Genomic DNA, 18,866 nt, shown 5'->3' on the forward strand with positions numbered 1-18,866 from the left:
TCAGTTGTAGAGGTCGAGCTGGGCGGTCACGACGGGGTAGACGTCGCGCGCGGCATCCTTCCCCACGAAGCAGTCCATGTGGGAGTAGCCGGGGATGACGTGGCGCGAGTAGAGCTCGGGCCCGTTCTGCTCGCGCAGCCACTCGTAGGTCAGCCGGCTGCCCTCGGGCAGGAAGAGCCGGTTGTGCTCGCCGTGCAGGAAGGCGACCGGCACCCGCATGTTCGCGGCGCCGTCGAGGTAGTCGTGATCGCCGTCATAGCTGACGGCGTGGTCCTCGCGCAGGATCTTCGTGATCTGGGTGAGCGTCTTGATGTTGGCGACGCCGAACGCCTCCTCGAGGTGATCGTGGGTCGCGTCGTTGAGCTTGTCGTGATCGTAGACCTCGCCGTACATGAACATGACGCGCCGGCAGAAGGGACGATCGCACGGCTCGTCGCCGGACGGATAGACAGCGAGCGCCTGATCGTAGAGTCGCTCGAACCAGGACGGATCGTCGTCGAACTCGGTCGTCAGCGTGTCGATGCCTAGTGCGTCCATGACGTTGGCGGCGTAGATCCCGGCCCGCAGCTCGTTGAGCGTTCCCGCGCGCGGATGCAGCGTGAGCTGGGAGGCGACGCCGGAGCGGACGCCCGGAAGGCCGAGGCTCAGCGCCATGAGGAACGTGAGCGACCCGACGCAGTGCGCCATGATCTGCACGTCGTCGACGCCCGCCTCGCGGCGGACCTCGTCGACGGCGGCCGGATAGTCGTAGCGGGCGATGTCGTCGAGCGTGAACTGCGTGCCGCCCGACGGCAGGAGGGGACTGGCGCGGTAGTCCAGCACCCACACGTCGTAGCCGTGCTCGTACAGGTACTCGGGATAGTTCGTGTCGGTCGTGTCGAGCGTGTAGGCGAGCGACGACGTGCCGAAACCTGGGGTGAGGATCACCGGACCCTTCGTCCCGCCCTGGAACCGGGACAGCTGCAGCTCGACGCCGTCCTGCGTCCGGAACCGGTGGATCGTCGGCTCGCCGCACCGGAGCGGGCGGCGCGGCCGGGTCGAGGCATCCGTCATCGTGCGCGCTTCGTCGCCATCGCTCATTTCAGCCCCCTGAATGGATGCCGTGGCCTTCCGCCGCGCCCCGGAAGCCCCCATGCCCCGCCCGCGCGACGATTCAGCATATTGGCAAGGGTGCTTCCGCGTCACTGAAATCTCGACGAGATCGCGACGGTAGGATGACGCCATGGGACTCCGCCGCCTCACCCACGCGACCGTCGTCGCGGTGACCGGCACGCGAACGCTTCAGGCCTGAGCGGGCGGGACGCTGCGTGCGTCCGAAGCTGAGCAGACTTCGAACCGAACCCACTTCTTGGAGACCTCCCTTGACTGACGTCGCCCCTTCGTCGGACGTGTCGTATCCCACCGACGGCTTCGCCCTGTTCCCCGACCGCTCCGTGGTCGCACTCCGCGTGAACGGAGAGCTGAAAGACCTCGCGACGACCGTGTCCGAGACGGATGCCGTCGAACCGGTCACGATCGACAGCCCCGACGGACTCGGCATCCTCCGCCACTCGACCGCGCACGTGCTCGCGCAGGCCGTCCAGCGGATCCGCCCCCAGGCCAACCTCGGGATCGGCCCGCCCATCACCGACGGCTTCTACTACGACTTCGGCGTCGAGGAGCCGTTCACTCCTGAGGACCTCAAGGCGATCAAGAAGGAGATGGAGCGGATCGTCCGCGACAACCAGCGGTTCGTCCGCCGGGTCGTGACGGATGACGAGGCCCGCGCCGAGCTCGCCGGTGAGCCGTTCAAGCTCGAGCTCATCGGCCTCAAGGGCCCCTCGGCCGACAAGACCGAGGGCGCCTCGGTCGAGGTCGGCGCGGGCGAGCTCACGATCTACGACAACGTCGACCGCAACGGCGAGGTGGTCTGGAAGGACCTCTGCCGCGGGCCGCACGTCCCCGGAACGCGCCTCATCGGGAACGGGTGGGACCTCACCCGCGTCGCCGGCGCGTACTGGCGGGGGAGCGAGAAGAACCCGCAGCTCCAGCGCATCTACGGCACCGCGTGGCCGACGAAGGACGACCTGCGCGCCTACCAGGCCCGCCTGGAGGAGGCGGCGAAGCGCGACCACCGCAAGCTCGGCAAGGAGCTCGACCTGTTCTCGTTCCCCGACGAGATCGGCTCGGGACTCTCGGTGTGGCACCCGCGCGGCGGAGTCGTCCGTCAGGAGATGGAGCAGCACGCGCTGCGCCGGCACCGCAGCGCCGGGTACACCTACGTCTACACGCCGCACATCACCAAGAAGGATCTCTTCATCGAGTCCAACCACCTCGTGACGTACAAGGAGGGGATGTTCCCGCCCATCCACCTCGACGAGGAGCGCGACGAGAACGGCGAGATCACCAAGGCCGGCGTCGACTACTACCTGAAGCCGATGAACTGCCCGATGCACATCCTGATCTACCGGGAGCGGGCACGGAGCTACCGCGATCTGCCGATGCGGCTCGCCGAGAACGGGACGGTCTACCGCAACGAGCTGTCCGGCGCCCTCCACGGACTCACCCGTGTGCGGGGATTCACCCAGGACGACGCCCACCTCTTCGTCACGCCCGATCAGCTCGAGACCGAGGTGGGCAAGGTCCTCGACTTCGTGCTCTCACTCCTGCGCGACTTCGGCCTGACGGAGTTCGAGCTCGAGCTGTCGATGCGCGACGACGAGAAGTCGAAGTGGATCGGCGACGAGGCCCACTGGGCCGAGGCCACCGATGCGCTCCGTCGCGTGGCCCAGGCATCCGGTCTGAAGCTCACCGAGGTGCCCGGCGAAGCCGCCTTCTACGGTCCGAAGATCGACCTCAAGACGAAGGACGCGATCGGCCGCGTGTGGCAGCTGTCGACCGTGCAGATCGACTTCAACCTGCCCGAGCGCTTCCACCTCGAGTTCACGGACCGTGACGGCGAGAAGAAGCGGCCGGTCATGATCCACCGCGCGCTCATGGGCTCGATCGAGCGCTTCTTCGCGATCCTGCTCGAGCACTACGCCGGTGCGTTCCCGGTGTGGCTCGCGCCGGTGCAGGTGGTCGGCATCCCGGTCGCCGACGAATACGCCGACTATCTCGGCGACGTCATCGACCGGCTCCGGTCGGAGGATGTGCGCGCCGAGCTCGACCGCAGCGACGACCGCATGCAGAAGAAGATCCGCAACCACACGACGCAGAAGGTCCCGCTCCTGCTCATCGCGGGGGAGCAGGACCGTTCGGCCGGCACCGTCTCGTTCCGGTTCCGCGACGGCTCGCAGCTCAACGGCATCCCGATCGACGAGGCCGTCGCGCGCGTCCGCGCGGCGATCGAGTCGAAGGCTCTCGTCAACACGAGCGAGGACCTGGCGTGACCGCCGAGGACGCCGGGGACGCGAAGCTCATCGCCGCGAGCGAGCTCCCCGGCGTCCCGGACGAGTTCCAGCGGCTCTGGACTCCGCACCGGATGGCCTACATCCAGGCGGGACCCGAGCCCCTGCGCGAGACGTGCCCGTTCTGCGCGGCGCCCGACAAGAGCGACGTTGACGCGCTCATCGTCCACCGCGGGGTCACGTCGTACGTGCTGCTCAACCTCTTCCCGTACAACTCGGGCCACCTGCTGGTGTGCCCGTACCGCCACATCTCGACCTACGACGAGGCGACGCCCGAGGAGGTCGCCGAGATCGGCGCCCTCACCCAGCGCGCCATGCAGGTGCTCCGGACGGTGTCGCGGTGCGACGGCTTCAACATCGGCATGAATCAGGGCAAGGTCGCGGGGGCCGGCGTCGCCGAGCACCTGCACCAGCACGTCGTGCCGCGGTGGGCGACCGACGCGAACTTCTTCCCGATCATCGCGAAGACGAAGGCGCTGCCGCAGCTGCTCGGCGAAGTGCGCCAGACCGTCGCCGACGCCTGGGATTCCTGAGTCGCGGGCTCAGCGGACCTGGCGCACCTCGAACTGCATGCGCGGCTCCGCGTAGGAGTCCTGCGACTCGACGAGCCGCAGTTCGCGCTCGCCGGAGTCGAACGTGTTCTGCAGCAGGTCGAAGACGCTCGAGGTGGTTCGCGCGAGCGAGAGACCGGCGTCGCCGGTGGCGCGGTAGTGCGCGGTGAAGAGCGCCGCCGTCACATCGCCCGAGCCGTTGGCCTTCATCGGGATCTGCGGCGTCTGCACGATCCACGCCCCGTGGTCGTTCACGACGAGCATCTCGATCGTGCCCTCTGGCCGGTCGGGGCGCTCGACGCTGGTGACCAGGATCGTCCGCGGGCCCATGTCGCGGGCCAGGTCGGCCGACGCGAGGGTCGAGTCGAGGTCGGCGGGCTCGGTCCCCGTCAGGAAGCCGAGCTCGAACTGGTTGGGGGTGATGATGTCGGCGCTCGGCACGACCCGCTCGCGCAGGAGGATGGGGATCGCCGGGGCGACGAAGCACCCCGACTTGGCGTTGCCCATGACCGGGTCGCACGAGTAGATCGCCGACGGGTTTGCCGCCTTGACGCGGGCCACGGCATCCAGGATCACGTCACCGATGCCCTCGCTGCCCTGGTAGCCCGACAGCACGACGTCGATGTCGGGGAACGCCCCGCGCTCCTCGATGCCGGTGATGACGTCGGCCACGTCGCTCGGCGGAATGAGCGGTCCGCGCCATGCGCCGTACCCCGTGTGGTTCGAGAAGTTCACGGTGTAGACGGGCAGGACCTCGACGCCGATGCGCTGCAGCGGGAAGACCGCTGCGGAGTTTCCGACGTGACCGTAGGCGACCGCCGACTGGATGGAGAGGATCTTCACCCGATCGATCATCCCACCTTGCGCATGGCGTCGCCGGAGCAGGCGGCCGCGAGGTCGGCGGCGAGCTGCTCGGCATCCTCGTCATCGAGATCGTGGACCGTCAGCCGCACATGCCACGCAGCGTCGTCGTCGGCGAGGACGAACTCATCGCCGGGACGCGCGAGCCATCCGCGCCGCATGAGCCGCTCGGTCACCGCGCGCGCGGGCTCGGGCAGGCGCACCCACAGGTTGAGCCCGTCGCCGGCGAAAGCAGGAAGGCCGTGCGCCGTGAGGCGGCGCGCGAACGCCGCGTTGCGCTCGGCGTAGTGGTCGGCGGCCGCGCCGATCTCGGCGACGACGGCGGCGTCCGTCACGAGCGCGTGCGTGAGCCGCTGCAGCAGGTGACTCACCCACGTCGTCCCGGGAGTGAGGCGCATCGCCAGCCGCTCCGCCGTGCGGGGATCGGATGCCGCGACCGCGAGGCACATGTCGGGTCCGAGGAACTTCGAGACCGACCGCACCAGCGCCCAGCGGCGATGCCCGGGCCCGATCAGGGAGTGGTACGGGCGGGTGGAGAGCATCGCGAAGTGGTCGTCCTCGATCACGAGGACGTAGGGATGATCGGCGAGCTCGGCGCGCAGCTGGGCGGCCCGTCGTTCCGAGAGGCTCGCGCCCGTGGGGTTCTGGGCACGGGGCGTGCAGACCACCGCGCGGACGCCTTCGGCGAGCGCGGCGCGCAGACCCTCGACCGTCATCCCCTCGTCGTCGACGGGGATCGGCACGGGCCGGTAGCCGCCCAGCCGGACGGTATGGATGCTCGCGAGGAAGCAGGGGTCTTCGAGGCCGACGGCGTCGTCGCGCGTGAGCGCCTGCGCCAGCAGCCGCTCGATGGCGTCGGACGCGCCGCTCGTGATGGTGAGCCGGAAGGGCAGCGCCGGATCCACGGCGTCGCCCATCCACTCGGTCGCCCATTCCTCGAGATCGCGGTCGATCACGGGCTCGCCGTAGAGCACCGGCCTGCCGGCCACATGCGCGAGGGCTTCGGACAGGTCGGGGATCAGCTCGGCGTCGGGGTTGCCCGTGCCGATGTCGCGCAGCACGCTGTCGCTCGCGTAGCCCTCCTGGGCGACGGCCGCACGGTCGGCGATGCGCGTGCCGCCGCGGCCCCTCGTGTCGATGACACCCGCGCCGGTCAGCAGCCGGTACGCCGCCATGACGGTGTTCCGGTTCACTCCGATCCGGTCCGCGAGAGCCCGGACGGGCGGCAGCGGATCGCCGGGGGACAGGATGCCGCGGTCGAGGAGCCGTCGCACGCTCTCGGCGATCTCGACCGCCGTGCCGCCGCTGATGTCGTCGTCCATCCGGCCCCCTGCCACCGTCGAAGTGTACGTGCTGGTACGTGCTATCTTTTGGCCTAGGCCAATCTTGAGGAGTCTATCGATGTCTTCCCCCACCACCGGATCTTCGCGCGTCAAGCGCGGTCTCGCCGAGATGCTGAAGGGCGGCGTCATCATGGACGTCGTCACGCCCGACCAGGCGAAGATCGCCGAGGACGCGGGCGCCGTCGCCGTCATGGCCCTCGAGCGGGTCCCCGCCGACATCCGCGCCCAGGGCGGCGTCTCGCGGATGAGCGACCCCGACATGATCGACGGCATCATCGAGGCCGTCTCGATCCCGGTCATGGCGAAGGCGCGCATCGGCCACTTCGTCGAGGCCCAGGTGCTGCAGGAGCTCGGGGTCGACTACATCGACGAGTCCGAGGTGCTCTCGCCCGCGGACTACGTCAATCACATCGACAAGTGGGGCTTCACGGTGCCCTTCGTCTGCGGTGCCACCAACCTCGGCGAGGCGCTGCGCCGCATCAACGAGGGCGCGGCGATGATCCGCTCCAAGGGCGAGGCCGGCACGGGCGACGTCTCGGAGGCGACCAAGCACATCCGCACCATCTCGAGCGAGATCAACCGCCTCACCTCGATGTCGAAGGACGAGCTCTACGTCGCGGCGAAGGAGCTGCAGGCGCCCTATGAGCTCGTCGCCGAGGTCGCCGAGACCGGCAAGCTGCCCGTCGTACTCTTCGTCGCGGGCGGTGTCGCGACCCCCGCGGACGCCGCGATGATGATGCAGATGGGGGCCGACGGCGTCTTCGTCGGCTCGGGCATCTTCAAGTCGGGCAACCCCGCCCAGCGCGCGGCCGCCATCGTCAAGGCGACGACGTTCTTCGACGACGCCAAGGTCATCGCTGACGTGTCGCGCGGACTCGGCGAGGCCATGGTCGGCATCAACGTCTCCGACCTGCCCGCTCCGCACCGCCTCGCCGAGCGTGGCTGGTGACCCGCTGAGCGCGTCGAGCCGCACGCCGCACATCGGCATCCTGGCGCTCCAGGGCGATGTGCGCGAGCACGCCCACGTGCTGCGCGGACTCGGCGCCGAGGTGTCCCTCGTCCGCCGCCCGTCCGAGCTTGCGGCGGTCGACGGCCTCGTCATCCCCGGGGGCGAGTCGAGCGTCATCGACAAACTGTCGCGCGCGTTCGGGATGCAGCATCCCATCCGCGACGCGATCGCCTCGGGCATGCCCGTCTACGGGACGTGCGCCGGCATGATCATGCTGGCCGACCGCATCACAGGTGCCATCGACGGCCAGGAGACCTTCGGCGGCCTCGACGTCGTGGTCGCGCGGAACGCCTTCGGGAGCCAGGTGGACTCGTTCGAGACCGATCTGGAGGTGGACGGCTTCGAGGGCGGACCCGTGCACGCCGCGTTCATCCGGGCACCTCTCGTGACCGAGGTGGGGGAGCGTGCGACGCCGATCGCGACGCTGCCGGACGGCGGGGTCGTGGCGGTGGAGCAGGGCAGCCTTCTGGCGACCGCCTTCCACCCCGAGGTCTCGGGCGAGACGAGATTCCACGAGCGGTTCCTCCACCGCGTGCGCGCCGCAGTCTGAGGATCGCCCGGGCGAAAGGCTAGATTCTCAGGCATGGGGATCAACGACTGGTGGCGGGATCATCCCGAGGAGCGGTACTGGATGATCGCTCCCTCACGCGGGGTCGTCGGCGATGCTCTGAGCGCACCCAAGTCGTCGTTGGACCGTCGCTTCGAGTGGTCGCACGAGCTGGTCGGGTTCACGGAGCCGGGTGACACGATCTTCGTCTGGGACCGGACGCTCTCGATGCCCGGCATCGGCGCATGGGGGCGCATCCTCGGACCGCTGACCGAGGACGAGCACGCCCGCCGCGGCGACACCCTGCCGCACTGGCGCATGCCCGTGAGCGACACGCTGCGGCTCGCTTCGCCCATCACGCTCGCGGCGCTGCGCCGCATCGGATCCGACATCATCGCGGTGCGGGACGCCGTCGAAGCCCTGACCGACGGTCCGGTCTACTTCCCCTTCATCGGCGGTCCCGAGACCCTCGTCCCGGCGCCGGCGTACCTCACGAAGATGCCGCGCGACCTCGTCGCACTCCTCTCGTCGCGCTTCGGCTTCGAGTTCGCGCTGTGACATGACGTCCTGGGTCGCGCTCCTCCGCGGCGTCAACGTGGGCGGCATCACGATCCGCAGCGCCGATCTCGCGCAGGTCTTCCGCGACCTCGGGTTCGGCGCCGTGCGCACGGTGCTCGCGAGCGGAAACGTGGCCTTCGAGGCGGATGCCGCGGCCCGCGCGCGGGGCCACCTCAAATCGTCCATCGAGCAGGCTCTCCGCGACCGCTTCGGGTACGACGCCTGGATCCTGCTTCTGACGCAGGACGAGCTCGCGGCTGCGATCGAGGGGGTCCCGTTCGACGAGAAGGATGCCGGGCGCCAGCCGTGGGTGATCTTCTGCGTCGACGAGGCCACGCGGGACGAGCTGACGGATGCCGCGGCATCCCTCGACTCCACGGTCGATCCCGTCAAGGCCGGCCCGGGCGTCGTGTACTGGAACCCCGTCAAGGGCACCACGACCGACACGCCCTTCGCGAAGCTGCTCGCGAAGAAGACCTTCAAGCCCCGCACGACGAACCGAAATCTCCGGACCTTGGCGAAGATCGTCGGCTGAGCTCCTTCGGGCAGAGCCCCGCGCGGTGTAGCCTCCCCGCATCTCGATCCGACCGGAGGTTCGTATGGCTGTTGCGCTCCCCGCGTCAGGAGACGTCCCATCGGGTGCCGGCTGCGACCCGCAGGACCTCGTCTTCGTGCACGACGCGTTCCGGCGCCTCTACGCCATCATGCCGACCGGCGTCCGCGCGACGGAAGCCGACCGACGTCGGGTCGAGAAGGTCGTGAAAGCGGTCGGGCTCGTCAATGACGCGCTCCATCATCACCACGTGCTGGAAGACGATCTCTTCTGGGACCGCCTCGAGCAGCGTCGGCCGGCGTGCGCCGTGCATGTCGAGCTGATGAAGCACCACCACGCCCAAGTCGCGGTCCTCCTCACCGCGGCGCCTGCGCTGCTGGAGGCCTGGAGCGCCGATCCGGCGGCGGACACCGCCGAGGCGGTCGCCGAGCATCTCGAGGCGATCGGAGCGCTGCTCGAGGAGCACCTGGCGAAGGAGGAGCGCCTGATCCTCCCGGTCATCGCAGAGACCTTCACCGAGAAGGAGTGGGAGACCGTGGGGGAGGAGGCGCAGAAGGGCTACGCCCGCTCGCAGATCTTCCTCTTCCTCGGGCTCATCCAGGACTCGATGACCCGTGCCCAGCTCGATGAGTTCCTCGCCGAAGTGCCCACCGCGATCCGGCTGCTGTATCGGCTGTACGGAAAGCGCCGGTATGAGAAGGACCTCGCACTGCTGTCGGCGGGCACGGTCGAGCCGGGCTCGTATTCAGCGAGGCCGGAGTCGTCCGCGCCGTAGACTTGTCGGCATGTCCGGCCACTCCAAGTGGGCGACGACCAAGCACAAGAAGGCGATCATCGATTCGCGCCGTGCCAAGTCGTTCGCCAAGCTCATCAAGAACATCGAAGTCGCCGCCAAGATGGGCGGTGCCGACCTCGCAGGCAACCCCACGCTGTACGACGCCGTGCAGAAGGCGAAGAAGACCTCGGTCCCGAACGACAACATCGATCGCGCCATCAAGCGCGGCGCCGGTATCGGCGGCGAGGCTGTCGAGTACACCTCGATCATGTACGAGGGGTACGGACCGAACGGCGTCGCCCTCATGATCGAGTGCCTTACCGACAACAAGAACCGCGCGGCCGCGGAGGTTCGCACGGCGCTCAGCCGCAACGGCGGCAACCTCGCCGACCCCGGCAGCGTCGCCTACAACTTCACGCGCAAGGGTGTGATCGTCGTATCGAACGAGGGCACCACCGAGGACGATGTGATGCTCGCCGTTCTCGAGGCCGGTGCCGAGGAGGTCGAGCCCCACGCCGAGGGGTTCGCCGTCATCACCGAGGCCTCCGACCTCGTGACGGTCCGCTCGGCCCTTCAGGAGGCCGGCATCGATTACGAGTCGGCCGACGTCGAGTTCGTCCCCAACCTCAAGGTCGAGATCGACGCCGACACCGCGCGCAAGGTCTTCCGCCTCATCGACGCGCTCGAGGACAGCGACGACGTGCAGAACGTCTACAGCAACTTCGACCTGAGCCCCGAGGTGCAGGCCGAGCTCGAAGACGACGAGTGACTCCGTTCCGAGCCTGATCGACCGAGACCCGCCGGCCACCCGGCGGGTCTCGTCGTCTCAGGCGCAGCTCCCGCCGCGCGCCTGGGGCCGTCCGGCCGAGACGGCGCCTAGCGTGGGGGAGTGGCTCGCGCTCAGGCATCCGTTCGCGTGCTCGGCGTCGACCCGGGCCTGACGCGCTGCGGTGTGGGAGTCGTCGACGTCGCCCGCGACCGGTCCGCGACGCTCGTCCACGTCGGAGTTGTCCGCTCCGACCCCGACCTGCCCATCGAGCGGCGTCTCGCCCTGATCGCTGCCGGGCTCCGCGCCGTGATGGACGAGCATCACCCGCACGTCGTGGCAGTGGAGCGGGTGTTCGCCCAGCAGAACCGCGGCACCGTCATGGGCACGGCCCAGGCGAGCGGCATCGCGCTGCTGCTCGCCGGGGAGCGGGGCCTCACGGCAGCGACCCACACTCCCAGCGAGGTCAAAGCCGCGATCACGGGCTACGGCAATGCCGACAAGCGGCAGGTGCAGACGATGGTGGCCCGCATCCTGCGCCTCGACGACCTCCCCAAGCCCGCCGACGCCGCTGACGCCCTGGCCCTCGCGCTCTGCCACGCGTGGCGGTCGGGCACCGCCCCGGTGACACCCCCGGCGGGCGGCTTGACACCCGCTCAGCGGGCGTGGGCCCAGGCCGAGCGCGTCGCTCGCCGCTGACCCGTGCGTGTCGGTCGAACAAAAGTCCGAAGGCGTCTTTAGGCTCGGAGGATGATCTCCTCTCTGCGCGGACGCGTCGTGCACGCGGATGCCGACTCCGTCGTCGTCGAGATGGGGGGCTTCGGGCTCTCCGTCGCCGTGACGCCGCAGGTGGCCCGCGCGGTGCACCTGGGCGACGAGCTGCAGCTGCACACGAGCCTCATCGTCCGCGAGGACGCCCTCTCGCTCTTCGGCTTCGAGTCACGTGACGAGCTCTCCGTCTTCACGCTGCTCCTCGGCGTCACGGGCGTCGGCCCCAAGTCCGCGCTCGGCGTGCTCTCGACGCTCACGGTCGACCAGATCGCCGCGGCCGTCGCGGCCGACGACGACGCCCCCTTCCGGCGCGTCTCGGGCATCGGCCCGAAGACCGCAAAGCTCATCGTGGTGCAGCTCGCCGGCAAGCTCGCGCCGCCTCGTCCCGCCTTCTCTTCGGGGACGGATGCCTCGCCCGCCGTCTCGGCGCAGGTCGCGCAGGCTCTCATCGGCCTCGGCTGGTCCGAGCGCACCGCGGCGGAAGCCGTGGCATCCGTCGCCGACGAGGCGTCCGCAACCGACCGCGCGTCCGTCCAGGCGCTGCTGCAAAGCGCCACCCCATGATCATCCGCGCTAAAGCATAACTTCTGCCGCGATTTGATCCAGGTGAGAGATGTGGCGAACACATTGCAATCAGAGCACATGCGCGCCCACGTCTCGCGTCGCGAAGCGTCACCGAATGGTTGCTGCCTGATTTCGCTGATCCGCTGGCTGTCCACCCAGATCAGACATCTTCATCTCCTGGTCTGGCGATATTTCGCATTGTCTTGCTTTAGCCAGAGCGGCACTTCCATTGTCAAACCAGTTATCCAAAGGCTTTTGGTTATCCCGTGGCATGCTTCCGATTTTACCGCATTGAGTTTCCTTCCACGCCCATAATATTTGCTTTCACCTGTATTAGCACGCCCAAGCAGAACATGCCTCGCATGAGATTCAGAACACAGCAGCTCATGATGAAAGTAAGTTTCCCTGACATCAGAGACCCTGAAGATTTTTCCAAAGCAGTTTATGCGTTTTAAAAATGATGTCTGAAGTTTCGCTCCTCGTAGGAATCAGGCCTCTGTAGGTAATGTCGCTTCAGGCTTGCTCACACCTCAGGTTCTAGTATCAAAGCAGCTTCAGAGCGATTTGTCTGCTCGCGCTCGCTGTTTGAGCTTCACGTTCCTCGCCACGCTCATGGTCTCGAGATCTTCTGAGTGGCATCCAGGTGGCGGTCCAGAGCTTCACCTTATGATTCTTTTATTGCCCAGCACCAGCACAGCGGCAATGGCGCATTGATACACGCGCCCGCTTTTTTCTTCCCGTCCATGACGATGTCTGAATGTAATTCCAATCAGAATCGATATCTAACAATGACGCACTCCATATTCAAAATGATAATCCAGAGGTAGTTTCAAAGCATTTGATGATCACAGCGTTGAGGAGCGCCGATTGATTTATTCGTCGTGATCTTATTTCGCATTCTGGTTTTTTTACGCGCTTCAACATGAACCAGAAGTTATATTAAACGTAAGAATACATGACGGTCAGAGATCGATAATATGGTCCAGGACCACTTTACAGTTTTAAATTTCCAAAGAAGAAACATAATCATAAGGTTTGACTGAGGTGGTCCTCCTTCGATACTCTCACATAACACTTCTGTAAATATGGTTTTGATCATTCTTCGCTTTTCCGACCCCTGCGCTCCATCGTTTTCTTTGTTTTTTTTTTCGCGTTCGCCGCGTTTTTTCTTTTTTCCGCAATTTTTTCTTCCTCCTGGCGCCATATCGCGTTGCGCGTCTCCGCCAAATGATTACGTTTACGATGCTGACCCAAGCCGACGGTCGAGATCGCCCCGGGCGTCCAGATCAAGGTCCACAGCCAGGCGATCCTGCGGGTCGTCGACCCCAGCACGGGCGCCGTGACCGAGGACGACTTGATCGAGGCCGAGGCGAGCGAGGCCGAGTACATCGCCGGCGTCGCGAACGGCGGCATCAGCTCCATCAGCGACGACCAGGCCGCTCAGACGAAGTCGACGGTCGACCCCGACCTCGACGGCGACACGGACACCAAGCCCAAGGCCTGACCCTCCGCCCCTCTCCGGGCACTCCAGAAAGCTGACCCTCGTGGCCACATCCACTCCCGTCCGTCATGCCTGGCGCGCACTGATCGGCCTCGTCGCCATCATCGCCGTGCTGTTCGGAATCAATGCTCTCGGCGTCTACGTCTTCAAGGCGAGCTCGTGGACCCCTGAGCTCGCCCTCGACCTCCAGGGCGGCACGCAGATCATCCTCGAAGCGCAGACGGCCGATGGCGCCGATCCGACGCAGGAGCAGATGAATCAGGCGGTGACGATCATCCGTCAGCGCGTCGACGCGTCAGGTGTCGGCGAGGCGGACGTGACGACCGAGGGCGGCAAGAACATCGTCGTCCAGATCCCCGGTGAGGCCGACGACGAGACGCGTCAGCGGATCGAGGCGTCCGCCCAGCTGCAGCTGCGGCCGGTGCTCTTCGCGGGCGCCCCCGCGAACACCTTCGTCGGGCAGGACGGCGCCGAGACGCCGTACCCGACGCCCGACCCGTCCCTTCAGGCGACGCCGACCGCGGCGCCGACGAACGCGAGCGACCCGGCCTGGATCACGCCGGCCCTGCAGGCGGAGTTCCAGGCGTACGACTGCGGCAGCGACGCGAACGACCCGGCCAGCGAGCCGACCGACGAGCCGCTCATCACGTGCGACACCGACGGCACGGTCAAGTACATCCTCGGGCCTGTCGAGCTCGACGGCTCGTCGATCGCCGACGCGACGTACGGCCTGCAGCAGAACAACGGCGTGTGGGCCGTCAACCTGGTCTTCGACGGCGAGGGCACCGACACCTTCGGCAAGATCAGCCAGCGGCTGTACGGCGCTGAGTCGCCGCTCGACCAGTTCGCCTTCGTCCTCGACGGCTACGTGCTCTCCGCTCCGGCGATGCAGGGTGTGATCCTCGACGGAAAGCCGAGCATCACCGGCAACTTCACGCAGGAGTCGGCCAAGACCCTCGCCGACCAGCTGAAGTACGGCGCGCTGCCCCTGAGCTTCAAGGTCGTCAGCTCCGACACGATCTCGGCGACCCTGGGCTCGCAGCAGCTCGCGATCGGCCTCATCGCCGGCCTCATCGGCCTCGCGCTCGTCGCCATCTACTCGCTCATCGTCTACCGAGCCCTCGGGTTCGTGATCATCGCGTCACTGATCGTGATGGGCGTGCTGACCTACATCACCATCTGCATCCTCGCCTGGCGCATGGGCTTCCGCCTGTCGCTCGCCGGTGTCGCGGGTCTGATCGTGTCGATCGGCTTCACAGCCGACTCGTTCATCGTGTACTTCGAGCGCATCCGAGACGAGCTGCGAGACGGCAAGTCGATCACCGGCGCAGTCGAGGACGGCTGGGGACGTGCGAAGCGCACGATCTACATCTCGAAGTCGATCAACATCCTGGCGGCCGTCGTGCTGTACATCCTCGCCGACGCCACGGTGAAGGGCTTCGCCTTCACGCTGGGTCTCACGACCGTCATCGACGTCCTGATCTTCATCCTCTTCACGCACCCCGTGATGCAGCTGCTCGCCCGCACCAAGTTCTTCGGGTCGGGGCACCGCCTCTCCGGCATGGACCCCGAGGCGCTCGGTGCCGTGTACCGCGGCCGCGCGCAGTTCCGGACCCCCGTCACGACCGGCCCCGCAACGCAGGCCGCGCGCCGCAACGCGCGCTCCCGTGGCGAGGCCGAGCGCCGGCAGACGATCGCCGAGCGCAAGCAGGCGGAGCTCGCGGCATCCGAGCGCCCGAAGACCAGCACGGCCGTCAAGGAGAAACCCGGCACGACCGGCAAGGAGGGAGACGACTGATGCGCTCCATGAATCAGCTCGGCAACGACCTCTACACCGGCAAGACGTCCTTCCCGTTCGTCGGGCGCCGACGCCTGTGGTTCATCATCGCCGCGGCCCTCGTGCTCGGCTCGGTGCTCGTGCCGCTGTTCCGCCCGATCCAGTTCTCGATCGAGTTCACCGGCGGCTCGCAGTTCACCGTCTCCGGTGTGAGCAGTACCGACCAGAAGACGGCTGAGGATGCCGTCCACTCGGTCGTTCCGGATGCCGCGACGAAGGTCACGACGATCGGGTCCGACACGATCCGCGTCCAGACCGACCAGATGACCTCGCAAGAGACGCGTCAGGTGACGACGGCACTGGCCGAGGCCTACAACGTGCCCGAGAGCGAGGTCACTGCCTCGTTCATCGGACCCAGCTGGGGCGCCGACGTCACGCGTCAGTCCCTGTGGGGCCTCGCGATCTTCCTGGCGCTGACCTTCATCATCCTCGGGCTCTACTTCCGGACGTGGAAGATGTCGGCCGCCGCCATCATCGGCCTCGTAGACGTGCTCATCATCACGATCGGCGTGTACGCGCTGTTCGGCTTCGAGATCTCGCCGGCCGCCGTCATCGGCTTCCTGACGATCCTGTCCTACGCGCTGTACGACACGACCGTCGTGTTCGACAAGATCAGGGAGAACACGAGCGAGGACGGCGAAGTCTCCGGGCGCACCTTCGGCGAGTCGGTGAACCTCGCGGTCAACCAGACGCTCGTGCGCTCGATCAACACGACAGTCGTCGCGATCCTGCCGACCGGCGCGATCCTGTTCATCGGCGCCCTGTGGCTCGGTGCGCAGACGCTGACCGACATCTCGCTGTCGATCTTCGTGGGAACGATCGTGGCGGCGTACTCGACGATCTTCGTCGCGGCACCTCTGTACTCGCTCCTGCGCGAGAACGAGCCCGCCATCAAGGCGCGCGACGAGCGCGTCCTCGCGGCCCGCGAGCGGGCGGTGGTCCCGGCCTGACGGCTCCGAGCAGGACCTCCGCTGGCGTAGGATTGACGAATCCAGCGGAGGGGAGACGATCGGTATGACCGAGACCGTCCCCTCGTCTGCCACGACCCAGCAGACGTCCTCGCTCCGACGGCTCGTTCCGCGGATCTTCTCGCGATCGGCGCGTCGCGACGACGTCGAGCAGCTTCTCCGGACGGTGCGCACGCACCATCCGAAGGGCGATCTCTCGATCGTCGAGCGCGCCTACACCGTCGCCGAGCGCGCGCACTCCGGACAGGTCCGGCAGAGCGGTGAGCCCTACATCACCCACCCGCTCGCCGTCGCCCAGATCCTCGCCGACCTCGGGCTCGGGCCGCGGGCGATCGCTGCCGCGCTCCTGCACGACACCGTCGAAGACACCGACTATTCGCTCGACCAGCTGACCGCCGACTTCGGCGACGAGGTCGCGATGCTCGTCGACGGCGTGACGAAGCTCGACAAGGTCAAGTACGGCGAGAGCGCGCAGGCCGAGACGGTCCGCAAGATGATCGTCGCGATGTCGCGCGACATCCGCGTGCTGCTCATCAAGCTCGCCGACCGCCTGCACAACGCGCGCACGTGGGGCTTCGTCCCGCCGCACAAGGCGCAGAAGAAGGCGACCGAGACACTCGAGATCTACGCGCCGCTCGCGCATCGGCTCGGCATCCAGACCATCAAGTCGGAGCTGGAAGACCTCTCGTTCGCCGTCCTGCATCCCAAGCTCTACGCCGAGATCGAGAGCCTCGTGCGCCAGCGGACGCCGCAGCGCGAGCAGTACGTCCAGAACGTCATCGCCGCCGTCGACGCCGACCTGCGCGAGCTGCGGATCCGCGGGCGGGTGATGGGGCGGCCCAAGCAGCTGTACTCGGTGTACCAGAAGATGGTCGTGCGCGGTCGCGAGTTCGACGACATCTACGACCTCATCGGCATCCGCGTGCTCGTGGGCAGCGTCCGCGACTGCTACGCCGTCCTCGGCGCGATCCATGCGCGCTGGACGCCGCTTCCCGGCCGCTTCAAGGACTACATCGCGACGCCGAAGTTCAACCTCTACCAGTCGCTGCACACGACGGTGATCGGACCGGGCGGCCGCACCGTCGAGATCCAGATCCGCACGAACGAGATGCACCAGCAGGCGGAGTACGGTGTCGCCGCGCACTGGAAGTACAAGGAGCAGCTGGCCGGCGGCAAGCCCGATTCGAAGTCGGTCGACGCCGACATGGCGTGGCTCGCGCACATCTCCGACTGGCAGGCCGAGACCGCCGACCCGGGGGAGTTCCTCGACTCCCTCCGCTTCGAGATCGGCGCGAAAGAGGTCTACGTCTTCACCCCCAAGGGGCGCGTGATCGGGCTGCCCGCAGGCGCCACCCCGGTCGACTTCGCGTACGCCGTGCACACCGAGATCGGTCACCGCACAATGGGCGCGAAGGTCAACGGCCGCCTCGTGCCGCTCGAGTCGGAGCTCAAGAGCGGCGATGTCGTCGAGGTCTTCACCTCCAAGAATCCGGATGCCGGGCCGAGCCAGGATTGGCTCGGATTCGTCAAGAGCACCCGCGCGCGCAGCAAGATCCGCGGCTGGTTCACGAAGGAGCGCCGCGAAGAGGCGATCGAGCAGGGCAAGGAGGCCATCGCCCGCGCGATGCGCCGGCAGAACCTGCCGCTGCAGCGGCTCATGAACCAGGACTCGTTCGCCGAGGTCGCCCAGCAGCTCCGGTACGAGGACGTCTCGGCCCTCTACGCCGCCGTCGGCGAAGGCCACGTCTCGACGCAGTCCGTCATCGAGAAGGTGACGGCGCTCGTCGCGGCGAACGACACCACGACCGGGCCGATCGATCTGCCGCAGGTGGGGCGCTCGCGCGCACCGCGCGGCGGCGACTCGGGCGTGCTGGTCCGCGGTGCCCCCGACATCCTCGTCAAGCTCGCGAAGTGCTGCACGCCCGTTCCCGGCGACCAGATCGTGGGCTTCGTGACGCGAGGGAGCGGTGTGTCGGTGCACCGCGGCGACTGCACGAACGTCAAGTCGCTCATGCAGGATTCCGAGCGCCTCATCGACGTCGAGTGGGCCCCCACGACGAAGAGCGTCTTCCTCGTGCAGATCCAGGTCGAGGCGCTCGACCGGTCGGGTCTGCTGAGCGACGTCACGCGGGTCCTCAGCGAGCACCACGTCAACATCCTGTCGGCGACGGTCTCGACGACGAACGACCGGCTGGCCCTCAGCCGCTTCGTCTTCGAGATGGGCGACATCGTGCACCTGGACCGCGTGCTCAACGCCGTGCGCCGCATCGACGCGGTCTACGACGTCTACCGCGTGACTTCGTCCTGAGGCAGCCGCGCGGCCAGGCCGTGCAGGAAGGCGACGGCCGTCCGCTTGTGAGGGACCGGGCTGCGCTCGTCGAACCACGCGGCCGCCTCGAGCGCCAGCCCCGGGAAGGCGTCGGAGAAGAGCCGAGCGGCCTCGGCGTATTCGTCGTCGGGCACGCGGGCGAGATCCGCGAGCGTGCGCTGGGGTGACGTGACGAGCACCCCGCCGATGCGCCACAGGTCGTCGGCGGCGACCTGCGGGTCGCGATAGACCACGCGCCGATCGATCACCTGGTGCACCCGCCACTCCACCGCGCGCTGCACCGTGTGACGCGCCGGCGGCCCGACGAGGGCGCCGTGCACCCACGCGGCGCTCAGGTGCGTCGCGGCGAGCGTCTCACCCAGGATGCCCCGCAGCGAACCGGCCCGCAGCGCCATCGTCTCGACCGCATCGGCCGGGATGTAGGCCTCTCCGAGCTCCACGACGTCGCCGTCGAGGCGCGCCGCCGACAGTTCGGCACGGGAGAGGCGGTCACCCGGGAAGTACAGGAACGGCGAGGTCACAACGGCAGTGTGCCGCATGGCGG

Annotated in this window: 19 protein-coding genes; 14 read left to right on the forward strand and 5 right to left on the reverse strand. The window is 67.5% G+C overall.

All coding sequences use genetic code 11. The features are described 5' to 3' along the window. The gene (locus G5T42_RS15340) at nt 1–1,080 is read right to left on the reverse strand and encodes an alpha/beta hydrolase (RefSeq protein ID WP_165129644.1); all 1,080 of its coding nucleotides are present in this window, start codon (nt 1,078–1,080) and stop codon (nt 1–3) included. Between the two features lie 281 nt (nt 1,081–1,361). On the opposite strand from G5T42_RS15340, the gene thrS reads away from it, so the two are divergent. Continuing rightward, nucleotides 1,362–3,371, forward strand: coding sequence for a threonine--tRNA ligase (thrS, locus tag G5T42_RS15345; protein ID WP_165129645.1), 2,010 nt, complete (start codon nt 1,362–1,364; stop codon nt 3,369–3,371). After that, entirely contained in the window at nt 3,368–3,922 is a 555-nt protein-coding gene (locus tag G5T42_RS15350) for an HIT domain-containing protein (protein ID WP_241245854.1), read from the forward strand. The genes thrS and G5T42_RS15350 overlap by 4 nt, the downstream gene beginning before the upstream one ends. 9 nt (nt 3,923–3,931) lie before the next feature. Here the strand turns inward: G5T42_RS15350 and pdxY are convergent, their stop codons facing one another. Together pdxY and G5T42_RS15360 are read right to left on the reverse strand one after the other, a co-directional pair. Continuing rightward, on the reverse strand, nt 3,932–4,783 hold the full coding sequence (gene pdxY / locus G5T42_RS15355; protein ID WP_165129646.1) for a pyridoxal kinase PdxY: 852 nt from the start codon (nt 4,781–4,783) through the stop codon (nt 3,932–3,934). An 8-nt stretch (nt 4,784–4,791) separates the two neighbouring features. Beyond that, complete coding sequence (locus tag G5T42_RS15360; RefSeq protein WP_165130276.1) at nt 4,792–6,123, reverse strand: aminotransferase class I/II-fold pyridoxal phosphate-dependent enzyme; 1,332 nt, start codon at nt 6,121–6,123, stop codon at nt 4,792–4,794. A gap of 79 nt (nt 6,124–6,202) precedes the next feature. Here G5T42_RS15360 and pdxS point away from each other — a divergent pair, with 79 nt between their 5' ends. The 8 genes from pdxS to ruvA all read left to right on the forward strand — a co-directional run bounded on the left by pdxS (nt 6,203) and on the right by ruvA (nt 11,687). Continuing rightward, nucleotides 6,203–7,093 carry a pyridoxal 5'-phosphate synthase lyase subunit PdxS gene (gene pdxS / locus G5T42_RS15365; RefSeq protein WP_165129647.1) on the forward strand — a complete coding sequence of 297 codons (891 nt, stop codon included), beginning with the start codon at nt 6,203–6,205 and terminating at the stop codon, nt 7,091–7,093. Continuing rightward, nucleotides 7,083–7,703, forward strand: a complete 621-nt coding sequence (pdxT, locus tag G5T42_RS15370; protein ID WP_241245855.1) for a pyridoxal 5'-phosphate synthase glutaminase subunit PdxT — start codon at nt 7,083–7,085, stop codon at nt 7,701–7,703. The genes pdxS and pdxT overlap by 11 nt, the downstream gene beginning before the upstream one ends. A gap of 33 nt (nt 7,704–7,736) precedes the next feature. After that, complete coding sequence (locus tag G5T42_RS15375; protein ID WP_165129648.1) at nt 7,737–8,258, forward strand: hypothetical protein; 522 nt, start codon at nt 7,737–7,739, stop codon at nt 8,256–8,258. Between the two features lies 1 nt (nt 8,259). Further along, on the forward strand, nt 8,260–8,793 hold the full coding sequence (locus G5T42_RS15380; RefSeq protein WP_165129649.1) for a DUF1697 domain-containing protein: 534 nt from the start codon (nt 8,260–8,262) through the stop codon (nt 8,791–8,793). Nucleotides 8,794–8,857: 64 nt separating this feature from the next. Continuing rightward, the gene (locus G5T42_RS15385; RefSeq protein WP_165129650.1) at nt 8,858–9,586 is read left to right on the forward strand and encodes a hemerythrin domain-containing protein; all 729 of its coding nucleotides are present in this window, start codon (nt 8,858–8,860) and stop codon (nt 9,584–9,586) included. 10 nt (nt 9,587–9,596) lie between these two features. After that, nucleotides 9,597–10,355, forward strand: a complete 759-nt coding sequence (locus G5T42_RS15390) for a YebC/PmpR family DNA-binding transcriptional regulator (protein WP_165129651.1) — start codon at nt 9,597–9,599, stop codon at nt 10,353–10,355. Between the two features lie 120 nt (nt 10,356–10,475). After that, nucleotides 10,476–11,051 carry a crossover junction endodeoxyribonuclease RuvC gene (gene ruvC / locus G5T42_RS15395; protein ID WP_165129652.1) on the forward strand — a complete coding sequence of 192 codons (576 nt, stop codon included), beginning with the start codon at nt 10,476–10,478 and terminating at the stop codon, nt 11,049–11,051. 51 nt (nt 11,052–11,102) lie between these two features. Then, complete coding sequence (gene ruvA, locus G5T42_RS15400; RefSeq protein WP_165129653.1) at nt 11,103–11,687, forward strand: Holliday junction branch migration protein RuvA; 585 nt, start codon at nt 11,103–11,105, stop codon at nt 11,685–11,687. A gap of 1,095 nt (nt 11,688–12,782) precedes the next feature. Here ruvA and G5T42_RS15405 read toward each other — a convergent pair. Continuing rightward, nucleotides 12,783–13,019 (reverse strand): hypothetical protein, encoded by a 237-nt coding sequence (locus tag G5T42_RS15405; protein ID WP_165129654.1) that lies wholly within the window; start codon nt 13,017–13,019, stop codon nt 12,783–12,785. Nucleotides 13,020–13,026: 7 nt separating this feature from the next. Here G5T42_RS15405 and G5T42_RS17820 point away from each other — a divergent pair, with 7 nt between their 5' ends. The 4 genes from G5T42_RS17820 to G5T42_RS15425 all read left to right on the forward strand — a co-directional run bounded on the left by G5T42_RS17820 (nt 13,027) and on the right by G5T42_RS15425 (nt 18,301). Then, nucleotides 13,027–13,191, forward strand: a complete 165-nt coding sequence (locus G5T42_RS17820; RefSeq protein ID WP_241245856.1) for a hypothetical protein — start codon at nt 13,027–13,029, stop codon at nt 13,189–13,191. Between the two features lie 40 nt (nt 13,192–13,231). Then, nucleotides 13,232–14,986, forward strand: coding sequence for a protein translocase subunit SecD (gene secD, locus G5T42_RS15415; protein WP_165129655.1), 1,755 nt, complete (start codon nt 13,232–13,234; stop codon nt 14,984–14,986). After that, on the forward strand, nt 14,986–15,975 hold the full coding sequence (gene secF, locus G5T42_RS15420) for a protein translocase subunit SecF (protein WP_165129656.1): 990 nt from the start codon (nt 14,986–14,988) through the stop codon (nt 15,973–15,975). The genes secD and secF overlap by 1 nt, the downstream gene beginning before the upstream one ends. Before the next feature lie 64 nt (nt 15,976–16,039). Further along, entirely contained in the window at nt 16,040–18,301 is a 2,262-nt protein-coding gene (locus tag G5T42_RS15425) for a bifunctional (p)ppGpp synthetase/guanosine-3',5'-bis(diphosphate) 3'-pyrophosphohydrolase (RefSeq protein ID WP_165129657.1), read from the forward strand. On the opposite strand, the gene G5T42_RS15430 is transcribed toward G5T42_RS15425, so the two are convergent. Continuing rightward, on the reverse strand, nt 18,280–18,843 hold the full coding sequence (locus tag G5T42_RS15430) for a type IV toxin-antitoxin system AbiEi family antitoxin (protein WP_165129658.1): 564 nt from the start codon (nt 18,841–18,843) through the stop codon (nt 18,280–18,282). The genes G5T42_RS15425 and G5T42_RS15430 overlap by 22 nt on opposite strands. Between the last annotated feature and the right edge of the window lie 23 nt (nt 18,844–18,866).

Source organism: Microbacterium sp. 4R-513 (assembly GCF_011046485.1).
Taxonomy (GTDB): domain Bacteria; phylum Actinomycetota; class Actinomycetes; order Actinomycetales; family Microbacteriaceae; genus Microbacterium.

Coding starts and splice junctions, on each gene's coding strand:
- G5T42_RS15340 (WP_165129644.1), bottom strand. CDS start 1,080: ATGAGCGATGGCGACGAAGCGCGCACGATGACGGATGCCTCGACCCGG.
- G5T42_RS15360 (WP_165130276.1), bottom strand. CDS start 6,123: ATGGACGACGACATCAGCGGCGGCACGGCGGTCGAGATCGCCGAGAGC.
- pdxS (WP_165129647.1), top strand. CDS start 6,203: ATGTCTTCCCCCACCACCGGATCTTCGCGCGTCAAGCGCGGTCTCGCC.
- G5T42_RS15375 (WP_165129648.1), top strand. CDS start 7,737: ATGGGGATCAACGACTGGTGGCGGGATCATCCCGAGGAGCGGTACTGG.
- G5T42_RS15380 (WP_165129649.1), top strand. CDS start 8,260: ATGACGTCCTGGGTCGCGCTCCTCCGCGGCGTCAACGTGGGCGGCATC.
- G5T42_RS15385 (WP_165129650.1), top strand. CDS start 8,858: ATGGCTGTTGCGCTCCCCGCGTCAGGAGACGTCCCATCGGGTGCCGGC.
- G5T42_RS15390 (WP_165129651.1), top strand. CDS start 9,597: ATGTCCGGCCACTCCAAGTGGGCGACGACCAAGCACAAGAAGGCGATC.
- ruvA (WP_165129653.1), top strand. CDS start 11,103: ATGATCTCCTCTCTGCGCGGACGCGTCGTGCACGCGGATGCCGACTCC.
- secF (WP_165129656.1), top strand. CDS start 14,986: ATGCGCTCCATGAATCAGCTCGGCAACGACCTCTACACCGGCAAGACG.
- G5T42_RS15425 (WP_165129657.1), top strand. CDS start 16,040: ATGACCGAGACCGTCCCCTCGTCTGCCACGACCCAGCAGACGTCCTCG.